The organism is Paenibacillus sp. GCM10027629, from assembly GCF_042676425.1.
GTDB classification, from domain to species: domain Bacteria; phylum Bacillota; class Bacilli; order Paenibacillales; family Paenibacillaceae; genus Paenibacillus_K; species Paenibacillus_K terrigena.
Genome location: NZ_JBHTGZ010000005.1, coordinates 378728 through 404070, shown reverse-complemented (window position 1 = coordinate 404070; position 25343 = coordinate 378728). Strand labels below are relative to the sequence as shown.

Here is a 25343-nt window from a genome sequence, read left to right as displayed (position 1 = left end):
TAAACGCACTCACTTCGTTTTTAGTTTCGATTTTGTTATTAAATTTAGTTTATTTATATTGACACAACAAAAAAAGACCTGCCCGAAGGCAGATCTTTTTTGCTAAAAATTATTATTTTTTAGCAGGAGCTTCTGGAATGAAAGCTTGGAAGAAAGTATCGTTTGTTTCAACACTGTTTTTAGCACTATCAGTGATGAAGTTATTAGTTTTGATACGAACGTCAACAACTTTACCAGAGTATGCAGCGTTGCCGATTGTTACGATAACAGTTTTCTTGTCTTTACCATAAACTACTGTGAAACCTTTAGTTGCATCAGTAGTTTGTGGAGCAACTGCATCCCCACCAACTTTAACTTCGAAGTCATAAACTCCGTTTGCACCAAGTTCAACTTCTTCAGTGAAAGTAACTTCTACTTGATAAGTAGAACCAGTTACAGTAGCAAGATCTTTCACGCTCTTGATTGAAGGTGTAATACCGTCAGTAACATCAGCAGAATGCTTTTCACCAGCAACTTGTGTTCCTGCAGGAGTTGCAAGGTTACCGTTTTTAACCACTGTAACTTGTGTTGCAGCGCCATTCACTTTACCATACGCATCAAGTTTAGTGTCATCGGACAATGTTAGAACAACTTTAGAACCATCAACATCAGCAGCGATTACGGTTGCTCCACTAACTTTGAAGTCAGATGCAGAAGCAGATCCGGATTGAAGCACTTGGTTGAAGTATACTTCAATTTTTGTAGTTGAAGTTGCTTTTGGAGCACCTTTCAATTCAATCGGAGCAGCTTTTTCAAGATCTCTAGTATCTTGTAGTCCTTTCAAGTAGTTACCAGCAGCGCTCTTAACTAGTTGTACTTGAATACCTTTTACATCTTTTCCAAGTTCTACATCAGAAGGGAATACGATAATTGCAGCTTTAGCATCTGAAGTCGTATTGATGTATGTTCCGCTTGGAAGAGTTGCTAATGTACCATCAGCTTTTTTATACATGTATTTAGCAGTTTCAACGATTGAACCATCGCCTGAAACAGCCATTTCTTTATCAAATGTTACGATTACTTTATTACCTTCATAAGTTACACCAGTTACAGATGGGTTCAATTTGTCAGCAACTTCAAGAGCTTTGCTGAATGGCATCATAACATTTTTCAATGTTGTGTTATCAGATACACCAGATACTTCTAATGTATAAGTTTTGCCACCTTCAAGAGCTTGGTACAATGTAACTGTTACTGTTTTAAGATCTGAACTTAGCTTAGCAGTTTTCAACGAAGAAACTACTTTACCATCGCTGTTTTTCACAACATAGTTAGCTGCTTTTTCTGCAGAATCAGCATCTAAAGATTTGGAGAACTTAACAGTGATTGTCTTCATATCTTCTTTCAACTCTGTGCTAACAATCTCTGGACGAGTTTGGTCAATCACAGGGCTAACTGCTACTTTAGTATCTTTTGCAATTGCGTTACCGGAGTAATCTTTCACACCGTTAACGTACAAATCAGTAGCATACAACAAACGGTTACCTGTTTCAAATTCAAACTCATAAGTGTCGTCAGCAATTACGTTCACTTTGCTAGCAACTTTTTTCTGAGACCCTTGATTCCAGTAGATGTTAGAAGCTAGAACTGTTGATTTGTCAACTGCTTCACTGAATTTCAAAGTCACTTTTTCAAAAGTAGCTTTTTCAACTGTAACTGTAGGAGCTGTTACATCTTCTACTACAGTGAACTTAAGATCAGTAGATTGGTTTTTCAAGTTGGAGAAGTCTGTAACACCATTAACAGTAATCGTGTGTTCAGCGTTTTCCAATTTGTTGTATAATTTCAAAATTACTGTGTTACCAGAAATGTCAGTTGTACCCACTACATTTTTACCATCAACTTGGAAGTTGTTGGAGTTAGCAGTGTATACTGGCTCACTGAAAGTAAGACGAACAGCTTTGTTACCCAAAGCTTCTGCCTTAGTTACAACTGGCAACGCTGCATCTACAGGAGTAAATTTAACGTCAGTTGCGGACAACACTTTGCTTCCTGCACGAACGTTAGCAACTGATAATTTGTATTCTTTTTGGTTAGCAAGACCTGGTGTTGTAAGACCCGTAGTTTCAACAGTTAATGTTGCAACTTTCTTATCAGCAGACAAAGATACGGATTTAACAACTGGAGTACCTTCACCTTTAACAGTGTAGTTGCTTGCATCTGCACCAGTGATTGGATCAACTTCACCATCAAAAGTAACTGTTACTTGACGAAGGTTATCTGCTTTAACAGATTCAACTTTGGATGCATCAGTAATTGTCCAAGTGAACTTAAGAGTTTTCTCTTCGCCATTTGCACGTTTAACTGTTACAGTGTTCTCTTTGTTAGCTTCAAGAGCTTTTTCAAGCTTGAAGGATTCTGGTTTGTCTTTTGCATCAGAGAATGTTACTTGGATGTTGTTAGCATCAACAACTTTTACTTCATAAGTAACTTTTGCTTTCTCGATTTCAACGCTTGCTGTGTAAGCAGCAAGAACCAATTGCTCACGAGTAGCTGCTGCTTTGAAGTTAGCGTCTGCAGGGATCAATCCAGCTTTAACAGCTGCATCAACATAACCTTTAGCCCATGCGGAAGCGCCGTTTTCAGCAGTTGCAGGAACTTCAAGTTTCAATGCGATTACAAGGACTTTAGCCATTTGCTCAACAGTTACGTTACCGTTGAAATCAAATGCCAATTGACCTTTTTGGTTTTTCGAACCTTCCATCAATCCAGCTTTGGATACGGAACCGATGAATGGAGCTGCCCAGTTGTTAGCTTTTACGTCAACATACTTGGAAGCGGATGCTGCATCGTCTTCAAGGGAAAGAAGTTTTGCAACAACTTTCGCGAATTGACCGCGAGTCATGTTTTTGTCAAGACCTGCAGTACCGTCTGGGTAGCCAGAGAAGATACCTGCTTTAGTAAGAGCATCATATTTGTCTTGTGTAGTAAGTTCTTTTTCTGCACCAAATGCTACAGATGCGAACATCGAGAATGCCATTGCTGTGGATAATGCGATAGATAAAAATTTCTTCATAACCTTTATTTCTCCTCCTTGAATATCTTTCACTTTATTAGATTTAGATAAATTGTAGCTCTTGTTACTCATCGCCGATTCACCCCCTTCCTCGAGTTGAGCAAAATTCCTATAATTCATGTCTGTAACCTGTTAGTCACAGAAACTAGTAAACATTAGCATGGTAAATAGATGTAGATTTGTAACCCACCCTAACATTATACAATGCGGATATAGTGCCGTAAAGGCATAATTTCAAATCTTAACCTATTACTTTGTCAAAAAATGACTGTTTTGCGAAACTAGAGTCGATTTATTTCCGCTCTGTTGTATTCACATAATGTTAGACGTCTGAGATTCTAAAAAGTTGCGGTTTCTCAAAAAAAATTTTAAAAGATATTCAGCGCTTGCTATCAGCTTCGATATCAACATTTTCCATATAAAAAAGCCACGTTTGTTAGTATATCATTCTGCTATACGATCGTCATCATGCAAAAACTGTAAATATTTTAGGAATAAAAAAGACACCTCGCAGGTGTCTTTTGCTATTTCAATATAAAATAGTTATGTGAATCTTATCGAATTCTCATCGCAAGATCAATGATTGTAGCGCGTGCTTGAGGATTGGTATCCAGGTTCTGATACATCCGATCAAAGCTATCTTTATTATCGAGGTAAGTCTTCTCACGTTTGATTGTCGTATGAGACCAGCTGATCAAATCATTCTCCGCTATTGTCAGCGCATTAAACGCATCGTGAAAGCCTGTTTCCTGAACGAGCTCTTCCATAACCTCTTGTGTAATCTCACGCAGCACTCGAGTTTCTTCGATACGTTTCTGCATAACCTGCGATTTCTCTTCGAATTTAGCTTTCGCTCTTTGATAATCAACTTGCGGTTTGGCCAAAATTTTATTCATATGTTGAACTCCCTTAGTCGTTTTTCAATTATTGTATCCCAAAGTAAACAAAATTACAAAGTCTCACCAAAGAATTCCTTTTCTTCCCCACATAATTGCACAAAAGAAAGGGAGCACGAGGCTCCCTACTTTTAATTCGAGTAAATTTTAGGCAGTTTCTTCATATCGGCCATGACTCGCGAGATGATGATCGCTGCATCACTACGAAGTAGTCGTGCATCAGGCTGGAAATTGAACCCTTTCTTAGGGTCTGTTGGATCAATTGGGATTCCAGTAATGAAGTTTTTCTTTGCAATTGCTGCAATGGAAGGCTGTGCATAATAATCAATCTTGCCGCCATCTTGGAACGCTTTATTCACTGCAGCCTTAACCTTAACAGGGTCTGTTTCTAGCTTCAAGTTCAACGCTTTGGCAATCATGACGGCCGCATCTTGTCTGAGAATGTGACGATCTGCTCCAAAATATTGAGGTTCTACCCCACGCACAATCCCTTTACGGGCTGCAGTCTCAATATAGCGGAAATCCCACAATCCATCGAGGTTCACACTCTGAATCGTACTTGGAATATCCGTAAAATGCTTTGGATCTCCTTCGTAATTTAAAGGAATCTCTAGCGCACGTACAATCATACGCGTAAACTCAGCACGTGTAACATACTCATCTGCACCGAACATACCTGATGGATCAACAGCGTTCATAACACCTTTTGCAAAGATCGTCTCAATTGCTTCACGCGCATACGGGTGAAGAACCGTGTCATTAAATGAGTAACCTAGTTTCGCAACAACATAATATCCAAAACGCGTAAATGGTACTTTGATTACGTGCTTTTTCTCATCTACAACACCGCCGATATTCTCCCATTGCTTAAGGACAGGATCGAAGCGGAATACAGTAATTAATCGGCCAGCATCTTGTGTCATCGTTGGATCATAACTTAAAGTCAGTGTACCTGGCTTCGATGGAACAAGCTCACGATCTGCACTTCTCATGAAGAAGAACGGCACGTTCTGATTCTTCAATGGAAACGGGTCATTACCATACATAATTGGATCATAATTTGATCCCGTACTGATATCATCAGCCATTCCTGGATCTAACCAGTATACGGAGCTTGCTTTAACAAATCTGGTTGGGAAATTCCCTCGATAAACTTGTTTACCGTATTCCAACTCAAGATTGTAGTTGGCCGGTACAGGCTCGAAATCATGGCGATCGATCACACCATCATCCGGATTCGCTATTGCAAACAAAATACGATTCCCTGTATATACCTGTCCCTTAAATTTATCTGTCGCGTTGTAGTCTGTGCGAACCAGATTCGTATCCTTTGCGAACGATAAATTTAATTTCCCTTCAAATACTTTATGCGAGTTCTTCTTTAATTCCATAACTTGCATACCTGGGATGGTAGTAGGGACATATTTTACAGTAAAGAAATCCTTCGTAACTTCTTTACCCTTTGTAATGATGAGCTCGATTTTATTATCTTTGTTAGGTTTAAGATCGTATACCATCGCCCTAAATGCTTCAAAGCTGTTCGGAGTTCCATCATCATTATCCGGATCATACATAAACTTCTCTGCCGGTTGCTTCTGAATCGTCATCTTCTCTGCACCAGGCGAAGATATCACGACTTCAACATAATTTTGATTCAGAATACGTTTTTCAACCTTAGGCTTCTCAATTGTGTAAGGAATAGCAATAGGTTGAATTTCTAGACGATAAGAAGCAAATGGTCCATTATCCCCACTATTATATACATAAATATTGTACACTTTAGGGCTGCCATCTCTCGGCAATTCATGATTCAACATCACGAAAGAGAAATTTTGCTGCTCGTAATCATATACAACGGAAATCCCAGGAACATCCGATCCTACTTGGAATGTATTACCACCCTTTTTACTAGTAAAGATGTTTGCCAAAGACCATACAATTTCTTTCTCTCCCGGGGAGGTAACTCGTATTTTGTAATTTGTTAATGCACTGGTCTGTGCTAAATCTTTTAGTTTCGTATTTACCTGATTTTCATCATAACCTAAATCAATGAAATCAAATGTACCGAAAATGTTCATGTGGGCTTGTTTAGACATATAGACGCTGCCCTTTTTCTCAAAATTCGGATCATTTACCTTCGGTGTGTTATAACTTGTACTATAAGGAAACACCCCATCTGTACCTGGTGCAGGGATCACAGGAAGATTCGTTGGAATTAATGTAAGCTTAATTGTTTGTTCATAGGTATTCTTTGTTGTTTTAAATACAAATTTAATCGTGTTATCGCCTGTTTTATATAGTGCATCAAATGCCTTTTTTGGAGTTGACGGGTTATTGGGATCAAAATTCGTTTTATCTTTTAATTCAAACTTTGTCTTGTCTGAAGTCTGTGCCACAAGTTCTACAAGTGTATTGTTAATGTATAAGAAAACACTTTGTAATTGAGCTGGTGTTCCAGTTGTCTCATAGCGAATTTCATCCAAGTTTGCTATGTTAAAAATCTGTCCCGAGAAAGAACCCAATTCATCCAAAAGAAATTTCATAGCATCCGTACGTGTTGTATCGTATTTAATGATTTTCCCATCGAATAATGAATCGTATTTTACAAATGGCCCATACAGAAGTGTTACGGGAATATTTTTTTTAGAACCTGATTTAAGACTAATTTCAAGTGTCATTTTACCCGCTGTAGGGAGCTTAGTAATTTTGAGGAACATTCGTTGGAAACGCTGCTCGACACCATTGATCGTCTTATAAACATATAGCAAAGGGGCGTCTGAGATCATTTCGGCTTTATAATCCGAAGATGTCTTCCCTAAGTTATCAATGACTTGAGAGAGATTGATTTCGTCCGAGCCGGTCGGATTCCCTACAAGTACCTCTACTCCAACAGGTACAGCATTTAGATTAGCATTCATCATGTCAATACCTTGCATTTTTTCAAGCTCAGCTGCAGTTGTGCTTGCAGTATATCCTGGCAAATAATTCACACCATAGATATATGACTGATCTTTGTCGTTCAAGGTAAACTGCATTAGTGCAGAGAGATCCGTACCAGCAGAAGGTAGCTTAGCAAAGTTCCAACCACTAAATTGAATCATATGCGCATTATCTAAGGCTAAACCACCAATTCCCGCTTTACCTAAATCCACATCAAAAGTTAAAGTCATAAATTTAGTGCTTGGATCTTGAACGAAATTAACTGGATCTGTAGCCACATTTGCCACGTCCGAATAAGGTGCACCATTCAATGAAAATTTGAGTGCAGCATCTGAAAGGTTGCTGGTAGAAGGTTTAAAAGTACCTGCTGTCGCTGGCGGTACAGGCGGCGTGTATACGACAGGCACAATAACTTTACCTTTCACTTTAATTGAGTTTGCTTTATTTACAGATACATTTGGACTTGTAGCCAAATCTCCTGAGTTCACGCCATCTGTTACATTTAAATCATAGAATGTAACTTCACCGTTATAAAATGCAATCTCACGCGTTGTTTCCGTAACTTGGCTGTTATTGTAGACTTTAATGTTAAGGATATTCTTACCTTTGCGAATATTTACTGGAGATGCAACGAACTTCCAGTTATCTGTGCTACGTACCGTGTAGTCCCAACTTTTATTGTTTACTGTTACGGTCACCTTCTCAGCATTAGGTGCATTACCCGTAATACTAATGTCTGCTGTCGTACGTCCGTTGGTTGCATCAGAATATACAACTGTGGTCGAATCTTCCTTCACATCGAAATTGTTACCATTTAGTGTGGCAGTCAGATTGTACATCATTGGCGCATTGCGGTATTCGATGTAGATCGAATCTTCTACACTAGAAGTCCCTTGCGTTCCTTTGAATGTAATTCTGTTCAGACCTGGGAACAACTTAATATCAAATACTTGAATACTTGAACCATTTAATGTAATATTCCCCGTCTGTCCCTCACGAGAGTCGACAATAACTTCCTCATACTCTGTCGTCGAACCCGATTTAAGTTTCTTGTAAATTTGAACAACATCATAAGAAACCGTCCGCCCAATAACGTTATGGATCGTACCGTTTAGTGTAAGTCGTTCATTGTTCACAATACGAGCGGCATCATTGAGATTGTATTGCTCATTGGGAAAGGCAAAATTGTGAGCATCCGCCGCCTCCACCCTATCCGGCGAGAACGGAATCAGCGTCACCAACATTGCGATCGCCATAATCATTGATAATATCTTCTTCAAAAGTAAGTCCTCCTTTAGTAGATTAACGATGAATTCAAATACCCTCCATGGATTAGTCTATGTAGTGTAGTTATCGGTCACATCGTGCCGAATTTTTAGAGATTTGAAAGGAAAAAGTGGATCAGAAGAAGAAAGCCCCTATCGCTTAGCGATAGGGGCTTTCAAGAATATCTTCTATAAGATTATGATTTCGATTGCGTTTCGGTTTCGGTCTTCATCAGGATCCGGCTGAAGAAGTGAATGACCGGTTTCTTCGACTTGTCCACGATGCCGATGACTTCGGCTCCGATCTGCAAGAGGAAGATCAAGATGAATGCGACGATGAATGTCACCCAGTTCGCTGCATGCGCTGCAGCAACGGATTGGATTACCGCGAGTACACCGAAGAAGGTTGCAATCGCGTAGATCACTAATACGGTTTTGCGATGACTTAGCCCAAGCTCACGTAGACAGTGATGCAAGTGCCCTTTGTCTGGCGCAAAGATTGGTTTCTTGTTCCGCCAACGACGGATAATTGCGAAGAATGTGTCCGAGAGCGGCACCCCGATAATGAAAAGCGGTGTTAAGAAGGATACAACCGCCACCTGCTTGAACCCGAGCATCGAGAGCATCGCAAGGCTGAATCCTAGGAACAGGGATCCCGAATCACCCATGAAGATCTTTGCCGGGTGGAAGTTGAAGAATAGGAACCCTACTATACTCCCAAGTAATAAGAGACTAATTAGGATAACGGTCGTGTTGCCCATGATGAAGGCCATCGCGAGTATTGTAGAAATCGCAATACCTGATACACCTGCTGCAAGACCATCCAGTCCATCGATCAAGTTAATCGCATTCGTCACACCAACGATCCAGACGATTGTTAGTGGAATCGCGACCCAATCCGGCATTGAAAAGTAACCGTGGCCGAACGGGATATTGACGAAGTCTACTGTAATGCCGAAGCCGAAGACCACGACACATGCAGCAATAATCTGTCCTAGTAATTTTACTTTAGCGGATAATTCAAATCTATCATCGAGTGCACCGATCAATACGATAATCGATCCACCTGCGAACAATGCTTTTACGAGATTGCCTTCTCTGCTTGCAAACATATTGTCTGGCAACCAAGGCAACAGTAATAGAAAAGCAATTCCAAATGCGAAGAAAATTCCAAGTCCGCCTAATCGCGGCATAATGCGCGTATGCACTTTACGAGCATTCGGCATATCCATTGCGCCGACCTTCACTGCAAATTTCTTCACTAGCGGCGTAAGCACGAGCGCTAGCCCTAATGCTAATATAAAGCCGATTCCGTAAACCATTCCCATTGGTCTTTTCAACCCCCATTTTATCTACCGGAATGAATTATACTCTGTTCATATTCGAAATGCTATCCCTGTTTTTATCCATTTCGAAGAGATTTTCAGAGGATTTCATCGATAATCTCATGGTTTTGTGACGTTTTCTTTCTCACGTATCACTTTCCACATGAATTCCGGGAGCGCAAGCATTCTTTTGAATCGCCAAGGCTCCTTCATGAGACGGTAGAACCATTCAAGTCGCATTTTTTGGAATAGCCGCGGTGCTCGTTTGAGCTTACCGGAAATGACATCAAAACTGCCGCCGACCCCCATCATAACCGGAACATTTAATTGATTCCGATACTTGGCAATCCATGGCTCTTGTGTCGCAGCAGAACGTGCAACGAACAGGATATCCGGCGCAGCCTCTTGAATCTGTGACACCACTTCGTGGTCCTCATCCTCGCCAAAAAATCCATTCCGCACGCCTACAATCTGCACATTCGGATATTGCAGAGCAAGTCTACGCGCAGCTTCGGTAATAATCTCCTGTGAAGTTCCTAATAGAAACACACGCCACTCACGCTCATCCCCGAGCTTCATGAGATGATGCAGGAGATCAAACCCCGTAACACGTTCCGGAAGCGGACGATTCACATAATTCGCTGCCCATACAATGCCAGCACCATCCGGGACGACGAGATTGGCCCGTTGCATGATTTGCAGCATTTGAGGATCATTCACTGCAGCCATCACCATAATCGGATTCGCCGTAATAACGTGATTCGCTTCACGCCGTTCAATCGCCTCTGTTAAATATCGCACCGTATCCTGCATATTCATCGTCGAGAACGGTACGCCGAAGATCGGCAATTTCTCCACTGTTACTGCTTGCTGTTGACTGCTCATGTTCACGAATAACTCATCCTTTGGGTCATGATAATATGATCTCAGCGGCTCCCTACCTTATTAACGGAAATATTCAACGATTAGTTCTGCAGGTTCACTCGCTTGTTGTTTTAAATTTTCGATAGATTCACGTTTCTCAGCTTGCCATTGCGCTCGGTTATTTAATAGATAGGAAGCTTCGGCCGACATCAGGTCAGGATTCAAGACATCTGTCGTACCTACTGGCTCCATCTGCAACCGATGCAAGAAATGATCGATCTTCGGATCATACGAAATCCCAATCATCGGGACTTGCTGCGAAGCCGCATAGATCAAAGAGTGCAATCGCATGCCAACGAGCAGCTGACACCGACTTACTTCCGCTAACATCGCTTGCGGTTGTTCATGTGGCGGGCAGATGGAAACTTGACACCCTAATTCTGTAAGATCCCCCATCCGTTCGATGATATACCTTGAAGCTTCTTCATCACTTGGCAGATGGAACGGCAGGAATCGCAAATGGACAGGACGTTCCTCACATAACAATCGAAGCGCATCCGCAATTCGGTGCATGTCGCCACGATCCTCTTTCCAGAACCGTACGGAGACGCCTACCATAGGCAGCGTCAGCTCACTCGCTTCCAACTCTTCCGCGTAAATTTCAGGATCCTTCGAGATCGGCAAGCCCATTACCGGGTCAGGAACCACGTGAATACGCTCCTCGGCGAATCCCATCGACTGCAGAAGCTCTGCCGATTCGATATCACGAACCGAGACGAATTTACTGCGCTGGAAGGCGTTACGAATGAACGGGAAGAAAGCCTTCCGATTCACCGGTCCTACCCCTTGCGAATAGATAAACGTCGGTTTCCGAAGCCACTGCGCGAGCTTAATGACGCCCAAATAATACGGAATCGTCTTCGAGCCTGTCGCATCCTGAAGCAAGCTTCCCCCGCCGCTGATAAGACCATGGCTCGTCCAAATCGCACGGAACACTTTACGGAAGTCCATCCGATGTACCGCTTGAACCTGGTATAGACGTTTCGTTAACCGCGGATTAATCGATAACACAATTGGAACGATCGGAACCCCTTGAGCCTTCGATTCTTGTTCCAGCGCCGTCAAAATGGATCTGAGCACCGCTTCATCCCCGCTATTGTTGAACCCGTAATATCCTGAGATGACTATTCTTCGAGGAGTGGCGACCATTTTTTCCAACACCTTTCAACGATTTGCCAGACCAGAATCGCGACCAACCCGATAATTAAGCCAAGACCAAGACCTAATAATCCACGAATGAACGAAATAATGACTGGCGAGTGAATATGCGCGAAGGTATCGACCATCGATAATTGCCCCATCACTGCAATAATAAAGAAGAAACGTCCCCACGCATAACGAAGCGAAATGAAGAGTCCTGCCATAAATAACGGATGCGCAAGCAAAAATTCTTTATTCCGTGGACGAACGCCCATTAAGTTCTCAAGCAGCGAGCGGAAAGTCAGTTCTAATGAAGATACATTACCGCTATTTCCTGTTCTCGTTAAATAGTAGTACCCTGCTGCAGCCGCGAACACGAATGCAACGACCATAATAACCGTAATCGGCATACGAAGCCATCTGCGTATTTCTTTGACCACGGAATCCCCGCAATACAAGAATACATACAATGCCACGAGCCCGATCGGAGCCAAGTGCAGCAGACTAACGCCGCGGAATTGGTTCAATACCAAGCTGTAGCTGATATTGTTGAGCAGCGCAATCATAAACGGAACAGCCATCAAAGAGATAATCGCTGTCTTCACATACTGAATAAGGGTATGAACAAGACGTGTCCCACTTGATAAGTTGCTGTTGCCTTCCCGAAGGCTTTGCGTCTTACGAATTACGAGAATAATCGCAATCGTCGGCGCACTGATCGCTACGCCAAGCGCTAATGCTTGTTCGAGCATAGCCGGCTTCAATTTGTATAATCCCGCTGCACCGATCAGTCCAATAATGAACGCCGGCGTCATCAAGAGTGGTATGAAATACGAGATTAGTAACGCAATGAACGCAACCGCTCCGAGCACCACGATAAGCTTCAAATAATGCTGCAAGCTAGAGTCTGCCACTTGGAAAGGCTCAGCTTGTCCCATCGTAAACCCATGTTTCTCAATATCACGGATCGCATGCCCCGGTGCTTGTAAGCTGTGCACCAGATTATCGAGGGAGTTCGTCAATTCCGCCTTCGTCAAATCCTTCGCTGGAGCTGTATTCAGATACAACATCCGAATATTACGGTCCTTCGTCGCGAGTGAGAAGCGATCCGAGATGGTCGCCGGCGATAAGGAAGAATCCTGTTCACTCAATGAGTAAAGTCTAACTACATTGTAATCGATCAGATAGGAGAGCTTCTGGATGCCCTTCTGCGGCTTCTTCAAATTCTCAATCGTAGCAATCCCAATATTATGTTCCTTCAATCGGTTCGCAAAATCCGTTAATGTGCCTCTATCCGCTTCATCCGTAAATCCTGTAACCGACTCACCATCGAAAATAATCCGGCTAACGCCGTAATCGGAATAGGTCGATAGCAATTGTTCTGTCTTCTGCGAATCGTACGGAAGAGCATCCGTCAGACGCGGTACGATATTAAATCCACGATCGTGGAGCATTTTCATCGTCATAGGATCTTGTGGCATCGGTTTGATCAGGGCCTGATCTGGTGAAGCTTCAATCACAAGACCATTCTGATCCTTGAAGGACCAAGATCTTACTTCGTAACCTAGCCGGGTAAACGTATCTCGAATGATTGGCGCCAAAGCTTTCTCATTCTCTGCACTTGTAAACAACAAGTTCGTATAGTTCTGCTGCAAATTAACAGGTTGTCCTGTTAATAAAGCCAACTCATTCGCATTAAAGAGCTGAATCTTGCGGCTGGACTTGAATTCAGATAGTGTACTCTCGTACATTGACATGGATTGAACGCCAGCATCTTTCAATTTACCAAGCCATTCTTGAACAAAAGCGTCCGGGTTCGGCTGAACCGCAGCGACATCTAATAAATCGCGATAATCAAAAACAATTTCAACTTTTTTCGAAGTATTCTCCGTCTGGATACGGTCATAGACAACAGGCATCGCAGCGATGATGGCCACAATAACAATCCACCATAACCATGAGCGAACACGTGTATTCCAAGGATGCAAACGTTGAAGCACAGAAAAACCTCCTAAATGATGTACATAAAATTTCAATACCTCTCCAGAAAAATTGAAGATTTTCCGGAGAGGTCGTAAGTTTGATGCGTTTAAATGGTACTTAGGGCTACAAGCGCTCTACAACAGCCTCGACAAGACGGTTTAGCGCCGCTTCAGACTCGCTATAGGACTCGTCCTGAACCGCAAAATAGATCTTGATCTTCGGCTCTGTGCCTGATGGGCGAAGGCAGAACCACGACCCATCCTCTAGAATGAACTTGAGTACATTCTCAGGCGGTAAGCCGTCAACGCCTGCAGAGTAATCGATACATTCGTTGATGTTCACACCTGCAATCGATTTCGGTGCTTGCTCGCGCCATGTTGTCATGATCGCTTGAATCTGCGCAACACCGTCAATTCCCTTCAGCGTACGTGACTCTAGCTTCTCCATAAAGTATCCAAAGGATTCGTACAATTCATGCAACACGTCGTACAACGTCTTTCCTTGGCTCTTATAATAAGCAGCCGCTTCACAGATCAGCATTGCGGCAATGACCGCATCTTTATCTCGCGCATAGTTTCCTGCAAGATAGCCGTAGCTCTCTTCGTAACCAAATAAATATGTATAATTTCCTGATTGCTCGAACTCGGACATTTTCTCGCCAATATATTTGAAGCCTGTCAACGTATTCATCACGGTCGCACCATAGTGACGTGCTATCGCCGCACCCATCTCACTCGTTACAATCGTCTTCACCACAGCGCCATTCGCCGGCAATTGTCCTGCCGCTTGGAGCTGACTAAGCAAATAATTGACCATGATCGCACCCGATTGATTGCCTGAAAGGACAACATACTCGCCATCTGCATTCTTCACAACAGCACCCATCCGGTCAGCATCGGGATCCGTACCTACAATAATGTCAGCATCCACTTCTTCCGCAAGCTTCATTGCAAGCGTAAAGGCTTCACGCTCTTCCGGGTTCGGCGATTTCACAGTTGAGAAGTTACCATCCGGCTGCTCCTGCTCGGCCACAACATGAATATGCTGGAATCCAATCTCCTCGAGCACACGGCGTACAGGCATATTCCCTGATCCATGCAATGGCGTATAGACGATACGGAAATTCTCCCCGAGTCCGCCTTCTCCAGCAATCAATGCACGATTACGGCTCTCAGCGGCAACCGTCTGGATATAATCTTGATCTTCCGCATCCCCTAACCATACGAGCAAGCCTTTCGCTTCTGCTTCTTCTCTTGAAATGCTGCGAATGGCTGCAAAAGAAGGTACACGCCCAATTTCAGCGATAACTTGCTCCGCTTCGTGAGGGACAAGCTGGCCGCCTTCTCGGTTATAGACCTTGTAGCCATTATATTCTGGCGGGTTATGGCTTGCTGTAATGACAATCCCACCCGTTGCACGCTGTGCGCGAACCGCATACGATAGCTGTGGTGTTGGGCGCAGCGATTTGAACACTTTAGCTACAATCCCATTCCCTGCTAACACGAGCGCCGTCTCGAGCGCGAACTCTGGCGAATAATTACGCGAATCGTAAGCAATAACAACGGAAGGTTGCTCGGATGCCCCTGCCTGTTGCCCAAGAATGAATGACGCAAAGCCTTGTGTCGCACGTCCAATGGTATATTTATTCATCCGGTTCGTTCCCGCACCCATAATGCCGCGCAAGCCGCCCGTACCAAACTCTAATTCTTTATAGAATCGTTCTTCAATTTCACCAGGTTGATCAGCAATTGCATGTAATTCTTGCTTAGTCGCTTCATCAATGAGTGTATCTTGAAGCCAGCTTTCATACATCTCTTGCGCAGTACGTGTTTCAGTTGTCATTAGAAATAAGCTCCTTCCGTATTTTAGGTTTTATCTCTATTGAGTACATAATCACCTTTGCCATTAAGCAAGGGCAAACATGATTTCTCCCTCACATACCACTTTATCGCCAACGGTCGCGACAGCTTTGCCTTTACCTATTGGCCCCTTCAAGCGGATGATCTCCACTTCAAGACGCAGTGTATCGCCAGGCGTGACTTGATCGCGGAAACGGAATCCATCCAGCCCAGCCAAGAATCCAATTTTACCTTTGTTCTCTTCCTTCATTAGGATTGCTGCTGCACCCACTTGAGCTAGAGCTTCAACAATAAGCACGCCCGGCATGACAGGATGTCCAGGAAAATGGCCTGCAAAATGCGGCTCGTTCATCGTTACATTCTTAATCCCAACTGCACGTTTGCCTTCTTCCACTTCGATAATGCGATCTACGAGTAGGAATGGGTAACGGTGAGGAATAATTTCTTGAATTTGTTGCGTATTTAACACGATTTTTGCCCCTTTCGAAATTCACGCTCGATCAGCGTATGAATAAAAACCCCATGCGATGCAAAAGCTACCATCGTCCTTCATGTGCTGCAGAATGTGAAGGTTAAGATAAGGAGCTTATTTCGAGTGCATAACTAGCCTCTGAATAAGCTCTTTTTGACCTGTAAAGATGCTCATGAATGTAGAAGCACTTAAAGACGTTCACCCTTATTGACGGATGAGATCGGGGCTTCCACTTGATTCAACCCTCTAAATTGTATGATATACATGATGGAAGTTACAAATGAAAAGATGATCACGCCCCATAGCAGCATTTCCGCATATGGGAACTGGAAGAAAATCCACATGATTGCGACGTATAGCAATACCGTAGTCAGCTTCCCCATCCAATTCGCTGGAACGGTCTGAAGTCCCCTAAAATGAAAAAAGGCAGACCCAACAATCATCCCCAAATCACGAACGGCCATCGCCGCCGCTGCACTCCAAGAGAGATCTCCTGACCATAGCAAGGAAACCATCACGGCGAGCATCATGGACTTATCTGCGAGGGGATCTAACATGACACCTACTTTGGTAATTTGATTCGTTCTTCGCGCAATATAGCCATCTACTATATCCGTTAGTCCCGCTAACAGAATGATGAGAAATGCGATATATCTAGACCCATAAGCGAAGACCAAGATATAAATGGGGATTAGCATAAAGCGGGCCAACGTCATTAAATTGGGCACATTCAAACTAGGGTCCCCTCCATTGTCTCAGTTCTCCCAATCATTATACAACTCTGGTAATAAAAATAAAACTCCCCGGTAGGAGGAGTTTCATACTGGCCAAAATGGCCTATGCTCTATTTGGCAAAGATGAGATCGAATACATGCTGCCACGTTGCCCATTGAAATACATCTCCAAGCGGGCGTTTGCCAACGATCACATAACCGACGGATAGCCCGGCATAAATCACAATAACCCATACCGCAATAAAGATCAGAATACGCCAAGCTCGCCATGCGGGCTTACGCTTACGTTTCTTCACCGTCGTCTGTTTTGGTTTATTCACACGAGCATCCTGTCTCATTTCATTACTAGCTTCATTCATTGGACTATCCCCACTTCAACTGCGCTAGCCGCGCAGATTATTCGCGAGTCCCATCATCGTATCACTGGATGTTAAGGCTCTTGCTGTCAATTGATACGCGCGTTGTACTTGCATGAGATCAACCATTTCATTCGCAAGATTGACATTCGATTGCTCTAGAGCACCTTGCCGAATCGCAATGTCTTTCCGCGTAAATGGATCAGAAGGATCCATATTGGCTAGGTCTACAGTCTGCATAATCGTATTCTGCGCCCCAACGGGGAGCACATATAAATTCTGTTCGGTCTGTTGGAGCAGATTCGGCTGTGTTGGTTCAACCACTTTCAAATACCCGATATCTTGAATATCCGAAGAACCCGGCTTCTGTGCCGTAATATGTCCTTTGGGGTCCACTCGCATCACATAGCCATTCGGAATACGAATCGGATCATCGTTGGTATCCCTAACCATATATCCTTGATTTGTCGTCAAGTAGGCATTCTCCAGATCACCCTCAACCATGCTAAGTTCGAAGGATCCGTCACGGGTCCAAGCTTTATTGCCTTGCGCGTCCAACTCAATCTCGAACATCGCATTGCCCTCCACCGCAAGGTCTGTCGGAACGTCCGTTACCTTCAGTGATCCTTGTGTCGCATCTTCCGATAGTGCGGTCATCCGTGTTCCCCAAGACTGCGTAAACCCAAGTGGTGTCGAACGTCCCGGTTGCTTCATCTTCGAGTCATGCTGCTGGATATTCGTCAGCACGTCTTCGAACGAAGCTTTCTTCGCCTTATATCCTGTCGTATTCGAATTCGCCATATTATCGGAAATGATATCGAGCTTCTGCTGAATGCCTGTCATCGATACCATAGCGGAAATCATTGAGTTATTCATTGATATGTACCCCTTTCACGTGAAGCGGAAGTCTCCGCGATACCAAAGAATGATCTACTTCTAAACACGTCCCACTTCATTTACGGCTTTATCTAAGCTGCGATCGTAATACTGAATGATCTTCTGGTTCGCTTCATAAGCACGTGCTGCGGCCATCATATCAACCATGGATTGCGCAGAATCAACGTTCGATCGTTCCACCGAACCTTGGCGCACTTCCACAGCATCTCTCAGCCCAAGTGGTCCTGCATTATTCGCAGCATCTTCTTCGGTCGTGAATTTATAATTGCCATCGCCTTCGCGAATCAGCAAATTCGGGTTCTCTATCCGGGTAATCCCAATCGCATTCATCCCCACCACAGGCTGTCCTGTTGTATTATCCAGCCACTCGCCCTTCGCATTTACACGGAGGCTCGAGATTGGGACTGAATTCCCCAATTGATCTTTTAACTTAATCGGCTGACCGTTTGCACCGAGGACTAGTGAACCTGTACTGCTAAGCAGATTATCATCCTTATCAACCTTGAATCTTCCGTCTCGGGTATAGCGCGTCTCGCCACTTGCATTCTGCACTGCAAAGAACGCCTGAGGCTTGTACATGACTTCGCCGTTATCTAGGACTTTCCGGCCATTCGCATCAAAGACAATCGGCTCATTGGTATTCGGATCAATTGCTTCAAGATCCGCAAGCAGAGCAAAATCCGAAGCATTTCCTGTCTCCGTTACATCGCCTTGCGTATACTGCGGCAGACTCTCCTCCGCGAACACACCTGTGTTCAGCTTCCCTAAGGAGCCGCGCGGGTTATGATCGCCCCCCATTAACGAGACGAGCATCTCTGGAAAAGACCGTTCCACAGCATTGACTTGTTTGTACCCTGGTGTATTAATATTGGCGATATTATTGGTTACTGTATCATGTCTACGCTGCTGACTAATCATCCCTGCGGCAGCCGTATATAAACCTCGAAGCATCGTGGATCCCCCTCATCTAAATCGATTGATGCTATACACTCAAATCTACGTATAAAGCATATATCGGTTTATCTGAAGTTTTTCTTTACGACCTTGTCCAAATTATCGAGCATAATTCCCGTACCTTTAACCACGCAATGCATCGGGTCTTCAGCAATAAGGACCGGCACCTTCAACTCTTCGGCGAGCAGCTCGTCCAATCCGTCCAATAATGCGCCGCCGCCTGTTAGAATAACCCCGCGATCGATGATATCGGCAGACAATTCCGGCGGTGTCCGTTCCAATACCGACTTCGCTGCTACGACAATACTCGTTACCGATTCCCAGAGCGCTTCCCGTATTTCACTCGAATTAATCGTCACCGTAAACGGAAGTCCAGATACCATATCACGCCCACGGATGTCCATCTCGGATTGGCGTCCATGCGGATAGACTGTTCCGATATTGATCTTGATATCTTCGGAAGTCCGTTCTCCAATTAACAATTTATATTTATTCTTAATATATTTCATGATCGCAGCATCGAACTTGTCCCCTGCGACTTTAATAGAAGAGGCGGTAACGACGTCGCCCATGGAGAGCACAGCTACGTCCGTTGTCCCGCCGCCGATATCAACAACCATGTTCCCGCTAGGCTGGAATATATCCATTCCAGCCCCGATTGCTGCTGCCTTCGGTTCTTCTTCCATAAAAACTTCCTTCGCACCGCACCGCTCTGCCGCCTGACGAATCGCCTTCTGTTCAACCGAAGTTATATTCGCCGGCGCACAGATCAGTATGCGCGGGTGACTGTACCATTTGCGACCGCCAACACGATCGATGAAATATTTAAGCATCGCTTCCGTAACTTCAAAATCGGCAATAACTCCGTCCTTCAGAGGGCGTATCGGAATGATATTACCCGGTGTACGACCGACCATGCGACTTGCTTCTTCACCAACCGCTAGTACTCGTTTTGTTTCACTTTCGATTGCTACGACGGAAGGTTCGTCAAGCACGACACCTCTACCCTTTACGTGAATCAGCACGTTCGCTGTGCCGAGATCGATCCCGATATCCTTGCTAAGCATAATTGACCATGTCCTCCAAAATACAGTTTTAATAAAGGCAGTTCAAAATCACTTTTTGAACCCACGATAATATAAGAGCATTCGACATTACCCGGGAAATTCCTTCAAAAAATGTCATACCTCTATAAATTACCACATTTTAGATTGCATGAGCAATTAATACTTCACCCCTCACGGTTCTAAGACTTGCCCGCGACGATCACTTCGCGCTTTTTGTTGCTCGTTTTCTTGTACTTAATCTTGGTTGCCTCTCCTCCCCGCAGATGTCTAATCGATTTGTGGTATTCCAAAATGTGCTTTACTTGGTCGGCAAGCTCCGAATTGATCTCCGGCAGTCGTTCGGTCAAATCTTTGTGCACCGTGCTTTTTGACACTCCAAATTCCTTCGCAATGGTTCGAACCGTGTTCTTCGTTTCCACGATACAACGGCCTATTTTAATGGTGCGTTCTTTGATGTAGTCGTGCACGCTCCCGCCTCCCTACTCGAGATAGTTTGGTACATTATATGAGAGGCGTGCCTATATATTCTTTGTTTCCAAGACAGACAAGCTGAAATCTGTACAATTATTTTCTGAAAACCATGAATTCGATTCTGTAAAAAGGTTGCAATCTCTTGACCAGACTGACTTTGCACGCCAAAAAGGCGAGCTCATCCCGGGATAACCGAAGGATGCTCTCACCTTGAACTTGATTCAAGTTACTCACTTGATTTCAACAAGCTGAACACGCTCAGCTGAAAAGTTGGATTCATATCATCTACGACGAGGAACTTTTCCCCGTGCCTGCGACCCAACCATGTAATTGACTTACAAGATCGCTAAAAATTTTGTAAGCATGAAGTTCGACGCTTTTATGGCAATAAAAAAACCTCCATCCGGCATAAGCCGAATGAAGGCTGTTTGGTTTAACGTTATTGTTTATTGTTTGCCTAATAGAGTCTGCGGATTGACCGGCTTGTTGTCTTTATGGACTTCAAAGTGAACGTGAACGCCAAGATCTTTCTCGAGTTCGTTGCGACTAGCTGTACCAATCACATCGCCTTGCTTGATCTCCATATCTTTCTTCACTTTCAAGTCTGTCAAGCTCTGATAGATCGTTTTCGTACCATCAGCACTTTGAATCTCGACCACTTGACCAGCAACAGGGTTCTTATCTGCTCTTGTTACTTTACCGCTGAGTGCAGCAAGAACTTCGAAAGGTTTGTCGTCTTTACGCGCTAAGTCGATCCCCACATTCGGAATGAATGTGTCGTTATATTCGACCATTGCATCCTTATGTACTTCAGAGGAATCGTTCGTATCATAGAACGGCATAACGACTTTTACATCTTTCTCATTCTCGACAGGCCAAGCAATTGGTTCGCTGTTCGCAGCAACTTCCGTCGCATCCGGTGTTTTTCCATCCGTGGTCGCATCCGTTGTCGTTGTACCGTCTACATTCTCGGTGATGGTGCTCGTGCTGAGGTCTGGACTAGTTTTGGATCTAGCCCCCTGGTAGACGACCAATACGGTCAATAAGATTGCGATTGCTGCCATGTACACTGCTGGAAATACCCATTTCTTCGACATTGCTCTTTTCCATGAAGAAGGCTTCGCGCCCGTTACCCCTAGTGAATTTTTAGGAGATTCTTCATGACCTGCTTTGTTTTTGTTCTGTTCATTATTCATTCTCTATCACCTCAATAACCATTGTTACCAAGGCTTTTTCTTTTATACGTGATTGGAAAAGTAATTTTTAAGATTCATAGTGGAGGGATTGCGAGCATGTTTTGGGAGAAGGTAATTCTAATGATATGAAAAGTAGATCCGAAGAGGTGTTCCACTCCAGCCGGCTCTTGTCCGCCCATTCCCTTGATTAAATGTTATGGATGGAATGGGCTACCAAAGGCCGGGCGTAAACTCTTACGTGGAACACCTTCTTCTCCTTTTTTATTTCATATAGAAGAAGGGACTCGGCAACATGCTGCATTTCGGGGGAGCAAGGAGGCTTGCGGGGCTATTGAATTGAAGCCCCGACAAGCTTGTTAAAGATAGATACATCTACCCCCGCCTGCTAGTTATTCCTGAGGCAGGAACTCTGAAGATTGTTCGAGAGAGATGCCCGTATAGTAGTGTCTTAGAATCTCTTCTACCGACGCGCCCTCTTTTGCCATCCCATTCGCTCCCCATTGACTCATCCCCACACCATGACCATAACCGTATGTCGTGATCTCGATATTGCCGTTACGAATCTTCCATGTAAATTCACTTGAGCGAAGGCCCAGTTTCTCTCGCACTTCCTTGCCCGTATAATTTTTGCCGCCAATCCGGATGAGCTTAATCCGGTGCCCTTCGGTCTTGGATAATACGCGAGGCTCGGCAGCGTTCGCAAAAGCCTGCTGTTTCCGCGTCACACTTGCCGAAGCAGGTAAGGAAGGCAGCGACACGCGTAATCGTCTCATAAATTGATCGAGCGTCATACGGACGGTATCCGTGTAATGCGGCGCAATCGCCTTATCCCATGGACTCGACACGCTGCGTAGATATGGTATTTTATTCGACCACACATCTTCGGAATTCTCGGTATACCCGTTACTTGTCGAGAAGAAGGATGCCTCGATGGGTGAACCTTTATAAGTCATGACGATTCCGCGTGTCTCACTGACGGCTTGGCTCACCCGAGCGAGCTTCTTGCGATTCTCGTTCAACTTGAGTGTCTTGATCGGCAAATACGCTTGATGGGTGACGGTATCTGTCACATCCGCCCCCTTCACAGGAACGCCAGTCGTATCCTGATCCGCCATCCGTCTTACAATGAAGGTGCGCGCTGCAATCGCCTGCGCTTTGAGGGCTTCCATCTCGAACTCACTCGGCATCTCGGCGGCAACAACGCCGCGGACATATTGTTCGAGCGTGACTTTCTCAATCGCTTGGTCACCCGCGAGGTAGACGCGGACAAGCGGTTCGCGCGGCACGGCCTCTTGCAGAGGCGGGCTCGGCGCGGGTTTGGGTTCACGGACGGCGACTGTCTCGTCCGTCACAGGGGTGTGCTGCCGCTGCACGAGCAGCGCGGGAATGATCATGCACAGCAGGAGCATTCCCGCCGCCCAGGCCAGCGGCCCCCGCCGCGTCAGCCTGCGCGGCGGCTTGCGTCCCGCGCGGGCGACGACTTCGCCGCGCGGGACGCGGGGTTCGCGGGCGGGTGCTTGCACGCCCGCGTTGGGGCTAGCGCTCACGTGCACGGTGCGGTCCGCACGTGCGCTGGCGCTGCTCTTAGGCCCGTCCTCCGCAGGACGGGCGTGATCCTCTGAAAGCTTCACCGTCATTCGTGTCATTGCTAGGTTCCTCCGTCTGCTTGTCTTTCTACTCTACTTATTAGTATGAAGCGAGACGACATGCTAGAACTTCGAATAGAATCGATTTCACCTTACTGCGCTTAGATTCACGTTCTATGATCTAGTACTAAATAAGATGTCCAACACATCCCAATCTAGTATTCCCCAAAAAGAACCACCCTAGTATTTCACGATTTATTCTAATGCCTCACTCCGACTCCGCTCCGTTGCAACAACACAAAAAGACCGAAACGACAAATCGTCATCTCGGTCTCTACATTCAAAGGTTAAGTTACGCCCAAGTAGGCTGCACTTGGAACAGCGGTTTCTTCTCTTCTTTCTTCTCCACCTCGAGTGGATTCAGCTTCGATTCATCGTAGGATACACGATAAATATCTGCACCTAATTTCGAGAGCTTCTCAGCCAAGTTCACGTAGCCACGGTCGATATGATGCACACCGCTCACTTCCGTCGTACCTTCTGCAACCAATCCGGCACAGATTAAAGCTGCGCCTGCGCGTAAATCCGTCGCCGTTACTTTCGCACCGACAAGCTTTGCTCCTCCGCTGACGACAGCCGTACGGCCATCGACTTTGATGGAAGCTCGCATACTCATGAACTCATCCACATGCATGAATCGGTTCTCGAACACAGTCTCTGTCACTACAGATGTCCCTTCAGAGGTTAGCAGCAACGCCATCATCTGAGATTGCATATCCGTTGGGAATCCTGGGTACGGCAATGTTTTCACATCAACCGAACGAAGCGGACGATCCGCAACGACACGAATGCCATTCTCGTCTGGCTCTACCGTCACACCCATCTCTTGCATTTTCGAGATGACTGGACCCAAATGATCCGCAATAGCACCTTCAACGTAGACATCGCCACCCGTCATTGCTGCTGCAATCATATACGTTCCCGCTTCAACACGATCCGGGATAACCGTATGCTCCGCACCTTGCAGCTTCTCAACGCCTTCAATGCGAATGATCCCTGTACCTGCGCCACGCACCTTCGCACCCATCGCATTCAGATAGTTCGCGAGATCCACGATTTCAGGTTCTTTGGCTGCATTCTCAATGATCGTCACGCCTTCAGCTAACGTCGCTGCCATCATAATATTTTCAGTTGCCCCTACGCTTGCGACATCAAGATAGATCTTCGCACCACGTAACCGGCCATTAATTTTCGCTTCAATATACCCTTGGCCAAGGCCAATTTCCGCACCCATCGCTTCAAAGCCTTTCAAATGCTGATCAATCGGTCTTGTGCCGATCGCGCAACCGCCTGGCAATGAAATGCGAGTGTGGCCTAATCGTGCTAGTAAAGGTCCCATGACAAGGAACGATGCACGCATTTTACGAACATATTCATAAGGTGCTTCGCATGACTCAATGTTCTGTGCATTGACACGGATCGTTTCATTGAGATATGTAACCTCTGCCCCTAATACTCCTAATACCTTATTGATCGTCATAACATCGTCAAGAGGAGGTGCGTCATAGATCACACTAACTCCATCTTCCCCCAGTAGAGAGGCAGCGATTATCGGAAGAACAGAGTTCTTTGCACCATTGACGCGAACACTTCCGGTTAACCGTTTGCCGCCGCGGACGATAAATTTGCTCATTCTGGTTCCCTCCGCGATAAATTTTTACCATTTTCTCCAAAATAACAAAGATAATGACACGCCTGTTTTGCTCAAAGTTCATATTACCATTCAACCCTAAAGACTTACAAGGGTTATTTTCGCAATCATATCAAGAACTTATTAAAATAGTTACAAAATCGTAACATTTCTATTCATTTTCTTATTTACCAGTCTTCACACAATTGTTCGATGTTATTCGACACAACTTGCAGACTGCAGATTAATCATGGCTCGATTTAGAACAAACCCTTAAGGCGCTGTGTCCACTCCCAATATTGGAGCACGAATTCAGATACCCAGTGACCGATAATCACCGATAGGAACACGTGTAACAGCTTTCCTTGGGGCCCCTTGGCATTCCTCAAGAACAAATCAAACTTCACCGCTTGAAGCGCCCACCAGGCGAGTCCAATACAGCCTAACGTTACGATAATACCGACCAACCCACTTAAACCAACCAACGATGTCATCGAATCATCCATGCGCAGCTCCTCCTTCCGATTTCAACT

19 protein-coding genes are annotated in these 25343 nt (G+C 44.8%); all 19 read right to left on the bottom strand.

The window, feature by feature from the left end; translation table 11 throughout:
- Window positions 1-112 precede the first annotated feature (112 nt).
- Window positions 113-3127, bottom strand: coding sequence for an Ig-like domain-containing protein (locus ACFQZR_RS07785; RefSeq protein ID WP_379344532.1), 3015 nt, complete (start codon window positions 3125-3127; stop codon window positions 113-115).
- Between the two features lie 482 nt (window positions 3128-3609).
- Window positions 3610-3951 carry a hypothetical protein gene (locus ACFQZR_RS07780; protein WP_379344530.1) on the bottom strand — a complete coding sequence of 114 codons (342 nt, stop codon included), beginning with the start codon at window positions 3949-3951 and terminating at the stop codon, window positions 3610-3612.
- 131 nt (window positions 3952-4082) lie between these two features.
- On the bottom strand, window positions 4083-8171 hold the full coding sequence (locus ACFQZR_RS07775) for an S-layer homology domain-containing protein (RefSeq protein WP_379344528.1): 4089 nt from the start codon (window positions 8169-8171) through the stop codon (window positions 4083-4085).
- Window positions 8172-8353: 182 nt separating this feature from the next.
- Complete coding sequence (locus tag ACFQZR_RS07770; protein WP_018754731.1) at window positions 8354-9484, bottom strand: glycosyltransferase family 4 protein; 1131 nt, start codon at window positions 9482-9484, stop codon at window positions 8354-8356.
- 117 nt (window positions 9485-9601) lie between these two features.
- Window positions 9602-10366 (bottom strand): WecB/TagA/CpsF family glycosyltransferase, encoded by a 765-nt coding sequence (locus tag ACFQZR_RS07765; protein ID WP_379344936.1) that lies wholly within the window; start codon window positions 10364-10366, stop codon window positions 9602-9604.
- Window positions 10367-10426: 60 nt separating this feature from the next.
- Complete coding sequence (csaB, locus tag ACFQZR_RS07760; RefSeq protein ID WP_379344525.1) at window positions 10427-11554, bottom strand: polysaccharide pyruvyl transferase CsaB; 1128 nt, start codon at window positions 11552-11554, stop codon at window positions 10427-10429.
- Window positions 11530-13545 carry a DUF5693 family protein gene (locus tag ACFQZR_RS07755; RefSeq protein WP_379344523.1) on the bottom strand — a complete coding sequence of 672 codons (2016 nt, stop codon included), beginning with the start codon at window positions 13543-13545 and terminating at the stop codon, window positions 11530-11532. The genes csaB and ACFQZR_RS07755 overlap by 25 nt, the downstream gene beginning before the upstream one ends.
- Before the next feature lie 106 nt (window positions 13546-13651).
- Window positions 13652-15370: a phospho-sugar mutase gene (locus ACFQZR_RS07750; protein WP_379344521.1), complete on the bottom strand. Its 1719-nt coding sequence runs from the start codon at window positions 15368-15370 to the stop codon at window positions 13652-13654.
- A 63-nt stretch (window positions 15371-15433) separates the two neighbouring features.
- On the bottom strand, window positions 15434-15856 hold the full coding sequence (gene fabZ, locus ACFQZR_RS07745) for a 3-hydroxyacyl-ACP dehydratase FabZ (protein ID WP_018754726.1): 423 nt from the start codon (window positions 15854-15856) through the stop codon (window positions 15434-15436).
- A gap of 191 nt (window positions 15857-16047) precedes the next feature.
- Window positions 16048-16593, bottom strand: a complete 546-nt coding sequence (locus ACFQZR_RS07740) for a CDP-alcohol phosphatidyltransferase family protein (RefSeq protein WP_379344519.1) — start codon at window positions 16591-16593, stop codon at window positions 16048-16050.
- Between the two features lie 110 nt (window positions 16594-16703).
- Window positions 16704-16952 (bottom strand): DNA-directed RNA polymerase subunit beta, encoded by a 249-nt coding sequence (locus ACFQZR_RS07735; protein WP_018754724.1) that lies wholly within the window; start codon window positions 16950-16952, stop codon window positions 16704-16706.
- 24 nt (window positions 16953-16976) lie between these two features.
- A complete protein-coding gene (locus tag ACFQZR_RS07730; protein ID WP_379344516.1) occupies window positions 16977-17825 on the bottom strand; it encodes a flagellar hook-basal body protein in 849 nt (282 codons plus the stop codon).
- Window positions 17826-17885: 60 nt separating this feature from the next.
- The gene (locus ACFQZR_RS07725; protein ID WP_379344514.1) at window positions 17886-18797 is read right to left on the bottom strand and encodes a flagellar hook-basal body protein; all 912 of its coding nucleotides are present in this window, start codon (window positions 18795-18797) and stop codon (window positions 17886-17888) included.
- Window positions 18798-18865: 68 nt separating this feature from the next.
- Complete coding sequence (gene mreB, locus ACFQZR_RS07720; RefSeq protein WP_379344512.1) at window positions 18866-19867, bottom strand: rod shape-determining protein; 1002 nt, start codon at window positions 19865-19867, stop codon at window positions 18866-18868.
- 179 nt (window positions 19868-20046) lie between these two features.
- Window positions 20047-20334 (bottom strand): sporulation transcriptional regulator SpoIIID, encoded by a 288-nt coding sequence (gene spoIIID, locus ACFQZR_RS07715; RefSeq protein WP_018754720.1) that lies wholly within the window; start codon window positions 20332-20334, stop codon window positions 20047-20049.
- A gap of 450 nt (window positions 20335-20784) precedes the next feature.
- Window positions 20785-21534, bottom strand: coding sequence for a peptidoglycan DD-metalloendopeptidase family protein (locus ACFQZR_RS07710; RefSeq protein ID WP_379344509.1), 750 nt, complete (start codon window positions 21532-21534; stop codon window positions 20785-20787).
- 389 nt (window positions 21535-21923) lie between these two features.
- Complete coding sequence (gene spoIID, locus ACFQZR_RS07705) at window positions 21924-23180, bottom strand: stage II sporulation protein D (protein WP_379344507.1); 1257 nt, start codon at window positions 23178-23180, stop codon at window positions 21924-21926.
- A 292-nt stretch (window positions 23181-23472) separates the two neighbouring features.
- Complete coding sequence (murA, locus tag ACFQZR_RS07700) at window positions 23473-24813, bottom strand: UDP-N-acetylglucosamine 1-carboxyvinyltransferase (protein ID WP_379344503.1); 1341 nt, start codon at window positions 24811-24813, stop codon at window positions 23473-23475.
- Window positions 24814-25070: 257 nt separating this feature from the next.
- A complete protein-coding gene (locus ACFQZR_RS07695) occupies window positions 25071-25316 on the bottom strand; it encodes a DUF1146 family protein (protein WP_018754716.1) in 246 nt (81 codons plus the stop codon).
- Between the last annotated feature and the right edge of the window lie 27 nt (window positions 25317-25343).

Bases quoted from the DNA above. Each gene is read 5' to 3' on its own strand.
- ACFQZR_RS07785 (WP_379344532.1), bottom strand. From the start codon at position 3,127: ATGAGTAACAAGAGCTACAATTTATCTAAATCTAATAAAGTGAAAGAT.
- ACFQZR_RS07780 (WP_379344530.1), bottom strand. From the start codon at position 3,951: ATGAATAAAATTTTGGCCAAACCGCAAGTTGATTATCAAAGAGCGAAA.
- ACFQZR_RS07770 (WP_018754731.1), bottom strand. From the start codon at position 9,484: ATGGGAATGGTTTACGGAATCGGCTTTATATTAGCATTAGGGCTAGCG.
- ACFQZR_RS07765 (WP_379344936.1), bottom strand. From the start codon at position 10,366: ATGAGCAGTCAACAGCAAGCAGTAACAGTGGAGAAATTGCCGATCTTC.
- csaB (WP_379344525.1), bottom strand. From the start codon at position 11,554: ATGGTCGCCACTCCTCGAAGAATAGTCATCTCAGGATATTACGGGTTC.
- ACFQZR_RS07750 (WP_379344521.1), bottom strand. From the start codon at position 15,370: ATGACAACTGAAACACGTACTGCGCAAGAGATGTATGAAAGCTGGCTT.
- ACFQZR_RS07735 (WP_018754724.1), bottom strand. From the start codon at position 16,952: ATGAATGAAGCTAGTAATGAAATGAGACAGGATGCTCGTGTGAATAAA.
- ACFQZR_RS07730 (WP_379344516.1), bottom strand. From the start codon at position 17,825: ATGAATAACTCAATGATTTCCGCTATGGTATCGATGACAGGCATTCAG.
- ACFQZR_RS07725 (WP_379344514.1), bottom strand. From the start codon at position 18,797: ATGCTTCGAGGTTTATATACGGCTGCCGCAGGGATGATTAGTCAGCAG.
- mreB (WP_379344512.1), bottom strand. From the start codon at position 19,867: ATGCTTAGCAAGGATATCGGGATCGATCTCGGCACAGCGAACGTGCTG.
- ACFQZR_RS07710 (WP_379344509.1), bottom strand. From the start codon at position 21,534: ATGAATAATGAACAGAACAAAAACAAAGCAGGTCATGAAGAATCTCCT.
- spoIID (WP_379344507.1), bottom strand. From the start codon at position 23,180: ATGACACGAATGACGGTGAAGCTTTCAGAGGATCACGCCCGTCCTGCG.
- murA (WP_379344503.1), bottom strand. From the start codon at position 24,813: ATGAGCAAATTTATCGTCCGCGGCGGCAAACGGTTAACCGGAAGTGTT.
- ACFQZR_RS07695 (WP_018754716.1), bottom strand. From the start codon at position 25,316: ATGGATGATTCGATGACATCGTTGGTTGGTTTAAGTGGGTTGGTCGGT.